This window comes from Rhodopila globiformis, from assembly GCF_002937115.1.
GTDB classification, from domain to species: Bacteria; Pseudomonadota; Alphaproteobacteria; order Acetobacterales; family Acetobacteraceae; genus Rhodopila; species Rhodopila globiformis.
The window spans coordinates 1-5514 of sequence record NZ_NHRY01000222.1; the positions used below are offsets into that span (position 1 = coordinate 1).

The 5514-nt window shown below is 68.1% G+C and carries 4 protein-coding genes and 1 pseudogene; 3 read left to right on the forward strand and 2 right to left on the reverse strand.

Going from position 1 to position 5514, the window contains the following annotated elements; genetic code table 11:
• A pseudogene (locus CCS01_RS34760) lies at window positions 1-182 on the forward strand (ISAs1 family transposase); the annotation flags it as partial.
• A gap of 13 nt (window positions 183-195) precedes the next feature.
• On the opposite strand, the gene tssI reads toward CCS01_RS34760, so the two are convergent.
• Window positions 196-1191 (reverse strand): type VI secretion system tip protein TssI/VgrG, encoded by a 996-nt coding sequence (tssI, locus tag CCS01_RS21095; protein ID WP_104520743.1) that lies wholly within the window; start codon window positions 1189-1191, stop codon window positions 196-198.
• A 342-nt stretch (window positions 1192-1533) separates the two neighbouring features.
• Here tssI and CCS01_RS21100 point away from each other — a divergent pair, with 342 nt between their 5' ends.
• A complete protein-coding gene (locus tag CCS01_RS21100; protein ID WP_104520744.1) occupies window positions 1534-2313 on the forward strand; it encodes a peptidoglycan-binding protein in 780 nt (259 codons plus the stop codon).
• Between the two features lie 124 nt (window positions 2314-2437).
• Entirely contained in the window at window positions 2438-2929 is a 492-nt protein-coding gene (locus CCS01_RS21105) for a hypothetical protein (protein WP_146101878.1), read from the forward strand.
• Between the two features lie 111 nt (window positions 2930-3040).
• Here CCS01_RS21105 and CCS01_RS21110 read toward each other — a convergent pair whose 3' ends face one another.
• On the reverse strand, window positions 3041-4888 hold the full coding sequence (locus tag CCS01_RS21110) for a serine/threonine-protein kinase (protein WP_338049995.1): 1848 nt from the start codon (window positions 4886-4888) through the stop codon (window positions 3041-3043).
• Between the last annotated feature and the right edge of the window lie 626 nt (window positions 4889-5514).

Below are 5514 nucleotides of genomic sequence, written 5' to 3' on the forward strand. Positions count from 1 at the left end.
ACATGGTCTTCCGCGATGACGAGTGCCGCGTCCGGACAGACCATGCCCCGGCCAATTTCGCCGCCATCAAGCACATGGCGCAGAACCTGCTCCGCAATGCACCCGGGAAGAGTTCATTGCGCAGCAGCCGCAAGGCGGCCGGCTGGGATGATGATTTTCTCGCCAGCCTCGTTGTCAGGTAATTTTTTCGCCCGATTACCCTGCGTCCGTGGCGTGGTGGCTGCAGGCGCGCACCACGTACGTATCGTCGTAGGGACTGGCCGGGCGGCTGGCGATCTTGAACTTGCCGCCCGGCACCAGCTTGCCGAATCGGGTCGCGCCCTCGAACAACTGGGCGCGCACCTCGGTGGCTTCCAGCTCCCATTGTGAGCGGTCGCTGACGGTGCCGCTGTCGAACGTCACCGCCGGCCAACGGAAGTCGTCGCGCTGGGCGCTGCCTCCGGTCGTCAGCGTGGTCGGCTTTTCCGCCTCCAGCAGCGTGTCGGGATTGGCCGGGTCGTAGTCGCGCAGCTTCATCTTGCCGCGCGCGGTGTGCACCGGCCGCGACCAGTCGGTGACACAGGTGGCGTCGCTGGCGCCGCCCAGGTGCAGCGAGGCGCCGTCGATGTCCTGGAACGCGCTGTTCTGGTTGGCGACGATCAGGGTGTGCGCCGAGGCCGTGTGTTCGAAGAAATAATAGTACCCCTCCTCCTCCATCAGCCGGGTGGCGAAGGCCAGGTCGGTTTCGTTGAACTGGACAGTGTATTCGCGCGTCGCGCCCGAGGGAATGACCGAGTAGTCGGTCAGCCCGGCATCGCTGAACAGGGTCTCGAGGATGTCCGCGGTGGATTGTTCCTGGAACACCCGGCAGTCCATGGTCTGGGCGAGGAACCACAGCCGCGGCACCAGCACCAGGTGATAGACGTAGTATTCGTCGCTGGACTGGCCGCGGACGCCACCGTGGCTGCTGAGGCTCTGGACGATTCCATGGAAATAACGGATCGGCGCGCCGTCCGCCTGCAAGGCGACGCAGGCAGGCTGGTTGAGCAGCGAATCGGGGTCGATGGCGCCATTCTGGCTGACGACGTGGACGTCGAAGAAGAAGGTCTGGCTGATGCCCTCCTGCGCCGAGAGGAAGGTGGGAATCAGCACGTCCGCCCCCAGCGGAGAGGTCATGGTCAGCGTGGCGGCGGCGCGCGTCCAGGTGGGCATGGTCAACCGGCCCGTTGCTGCGCCAGGCCACGGAAAATCGATTGTCCCGCCGAATGGTTAATCACGTGTGCCCATTCCACCCCCGATCGGTGAAGGACCGCCGGGTCGCCGTCAGAGCACGCTCCCCGGCCCGGCTGTCCATGGCAAGCTCATTCAGATGACGGAACGACTATAGCGGGATGGGCTCCGGTTGAACAAGCGGCTACCGGTACGGCCTGTCTATCGAAACTGTTTGTACGGCCGCCGCGGGGGCGGTATCGTGCCGGCTGCGTCCGCCGGCCGGATGGATGCCTGCGGGCCGCGGCGGCGCCGGGATGAACAGGACGGAAAGCACGACAGCGCATGATCACGCTCGACACCGGCCTGCTGCGCCGCATCGCCCCGGCCTTCAAGGGCAGGCGGGCCATCCGCCAGGCATCGATCATCGGCGCCATCGGCCCGGTGCCGGGCGAGACGCTGGCGAAACACGCGATCTGGGCGGGCCTGCGGGCGGCGCATTTCCTGGCGCACACCTGCCACGAATCGGACGGCTTCTGCACCACCGAGGAATATGCCGACGGCAAGGCCTATGAAGGCCGCGACGACCTGGGCAACACAAGGCCGGGCGACGGCGTCCGCTACAAGGGCCGCGGGCTGATCCAGTTGACCGGGCGAAGCAATTACGCGGCCTATGGCAAGATCCTCGGCCTCGACCTCGTGGCCAGGCCGGAGATCGCCGCCGAACCGAAAACGGCGCTGCTGATCGCCTGCGAATTCTGGACACAGCACAAGCTGAACGCACTCGCCGACAAGGACGACCTCATCCGCATCACCCGCCGCATCAACGGCGGACTGAACGGCCTGGCCGATCGGCGCGAGCGGCCGGCACGGGCGAAGCTGGCGCTCGGACTGATCATGCCGAAGGCCACCGGGCAGCATCCGGCGCACCGCCACGCGGATCAGGTAGCCGTGACGTCCGACATCCAGGCGGCGCTGCGGCTGTGGGGCCTGCCGATACCGCTCGACGGCGATTTCGGCCCCGTGACGCGGCGCGCGGTGGAGCAGTTCCAGCACGCCAACGGGCTGATCCCGGATGGCATTGTCGGCGCGCAGACCTGGGCAACGCTGATGCTGATGCGATGATGATGATAATGATCCCGCGACATCGGGGCCGGCTGCCCTGGCTGCTGCCCACCGCGCGCACAGGAGGCGGAAACGGCCTGCCGCGGCCGAGGGCCACACCGTCACGGCACGGACGAGTCCGGCCATGACGAAGGAGGAACGCTCCCGGGGATCCGGCAAACGCCTGGTTTGCCGGTTGTTTCCAAAGCGGATGCATCCCCTGGCGCTGATCCCGGCTGTCCTGCTGGCCCTGGCCCACCCTGCTGCCGCCGCGTGCGATCCGCCGGTGGCTGTCCGGTTCGCGGCCGGCGCGTCTTCGGCCGAACTCGCGGGTGGCATCCCGCGCGGCAGCCTCGATTGCTTCACCGTCACGGCGCGCTCTGGCCAGCATCTGGCAGTGTCGCAGCGCCCGGCGGCCGGGCCGTCCAACATCGTGATGCAGATCTACAAACCGGGCTGGAAGATCACCCGGACCGATGACGGGCCCGAAATCGCGGCGCACGCCTTGCCAGGCGCCGGCGAGGGCGAGGACGCAAAAAGCTGGTACGGCCGGCTGCCGGCGAGCGGGACGTATCTCCTGGTCATCGGCACCACCCGGGGCGGCGGCGAGTACAAGGTCAAAGTGGAAATCCACTGAGGCGAACCGTCACGCCGTGAATGGCGGCCCTGCGGACGCCATGCCGGGGAGGCAACGGACCAGGCACCAAATCGTTCCGTCGCCCTATCCTGATACGCATGAGGCACCGCCCTACTTCGCCAGCGCCTGCACCAGCAACGCGTTCACCGTCAGTTTCGCGCCGCCATGCACCGCCTGCGCCGCCGCATCCAACTCGGGCAGGTAGGCCGCCGCCGGCTCAACGTTCGCCGGCCGCGGCTTCGTGAACAGCGGCTGCGAGGACGCGATCGCGATGATCATGTCGGTGCCGTAGGGTGGCCCAACCTCCCAGCCCGGCTGGCCCGGCACCGGGTCGCCGAGACCGACTTGCTCGCCCGCGCTGAGCAGGCGGATCCTGTCGGCGACGGTGCCGTTCGCGTCGGCGACCTGTGGATACAGATGCTGCACGTTGCCGTCATGCGTGATGTAGTCCACCCGCAGGTAGCCGGCAAAGCCCGGCATCACCAGGCGCGGGCGGATGCGCTCGCCGTCGCGCAGCGCCGTGCGGCCGTTCACCAGGGTCAGCGACAGATGCGGCCCGGTCGCGCCGAACGGCGGCGCGGCGGATTGCAGCAGGTCCAGCGCCGGGCAGAACGCCGCGGCGGCGCTGGCGACGCGCCACTGGATCGTGCCCGGCACGGCCCGGCTGGCCACCGCCCGGCGGATGTCCTGCTCGGCGCCCGGGCCGGCGATGCCGGTCAGCACCGCCTCGCCGTTGCCGCGCACTTCGCCGCCAATGAAGGCGCAGCGCTGCGTCGCGGTGATCTGGGCGAACATTTCGCTGATCATGGCGGGACTGGCCACGGGCGCCGCCGGCCGTTCCGGGACCGGGCTGGCAGCCGGCGCCACCTTCTCCGCTGCCGGCTGTTCGCGCGGCGCGGGCGGCACCGGGGCCGCGACCACCGGCATCGGCGCCGGGTGCGATGCCTGCGGGCCGCGCAGCAGCAAACAGGCGCCGCCGCCCACCGCCAGCAGCGCGGCCGCGGCGCCGGCAAGCACCGGCACGAGGCTGCTTTTCGGCCTGGCGGGCGGCGGTGCCGGCTGTTCCAGCGGCGGCGGCGCGGGGCGGCGCGCCGTCACCACGGTTGCCTCGACGGCTTCGTTCTCCGCCGGCACCGCCGCCGGATTGGCCGCCGCCGCCTGCAACGCCGCGGCAAATTCGCCGGCGGTGGCGAACCGGTCCGCCGGCCGCTTGGCCATCGCCTTCGCCACCACCGCATCGAACGCCGGCGGAGCGTTGACGGAAATCTGCGACGGCCGCGGCGGCTCGGTGTGCAGCGCCTTGTGCATGATCGCCGACATACCGCCCTCGAACGGGCGCTCGCCGGCCAGCAACTGGTACAGCAGCACGCCCGAGGAGTAGATGTCGGTCCGCGAATCGACCGTTTCCGCCATGAACTGCTCGGGCGACATATGGGCCGGCGTGCCCATCATGGTGCCGGCCTGCGTCATACTGCTGCTCTCGATCCGGGCGATGCCGAAATCCGCGATCTTGGCGCGGCACTTCGCGCGATCGGCGCTGGTCAGCATCAGGTTGGCCGGCTTGATGTCGCGGTGCACCACGCCGCGCTCGTGGCTGAAGTCCAGCCCGGCGAGCAGGTCCTGCATGATGCGCAGGATCTCCGCCAGGCCGAACCGCTCCTGCTTGTCGAGCAGCGACTTCAGCGTCGGCCCCTCGATGTATTCCATGACGATGCAGGCGACGTCGGCCGTTTCACCGTAGTCATAGACCGAGACGATGTTCGGGTGCGTCAGCCGCCCGGCCGCCTGCGCCTCCCGCCGGAAGCGGGCCAGCGCCTCCTGGGTTTCAGGGTCGCCGGCATCGGCGATCGGCACGGTCTTGATGGCGACCAGCCGCTGGATCGTCGGGTCCCAGCCTTCGTAGACCACGCCCATGGCGCCACGGCCGAGCTTCCGCTTGATCTCAGAGCCTGTTTGAATGGATAGTGTTTATGGATCAATGGCTTATCATGATACCTGATAGAGGAACACGGCGCCCACGACTTCCATGGAGGAACGGTCGTTGGAGGATGCGCACGACCCGCGCCTGCCGACAGTCAAGGGCGGAGGTAGTTCCCGGCTCGCTGCGATAAAGGAGGAGCAATTCGAGTAAAACAGGCTCTCATACTTGCCGAGCGTCTCGGTCGTTTCCATGTCCGCCTTATATGGATACAATACTATAGACCGATCGACCGCGGGGTCGATACCGTCTTGCGGAGGGTTGCACAGACGGGGGTGGTTTCCCGGGGTTCGAGGAGTCAGAGTTGGGGGGTGGCCGGGTTGGGTGCGTCCGCTGGCGGGCGACCGTGTGGTCGATGGTGGATTTTTGTTATCACAGAGAAAGAAGGGAGGATACCGGAGGGCCCCGAAGGATCAGGGGGACGTCGCGCGGCATGGTGCATGCCTTGCCGTCATCGGAGGACGACACCTCGGTCCGTTTCGCCAGCCTGCGAGGGCCGGCATCACAGGTTCCATTGGCGCTGCATCGCCGGACCGCCCGCTCTGCGGCCCACCGTCCCCTCCCTTCTTTCTCTGTGCGAACATTTCCGGACGACCATCCCCCACGC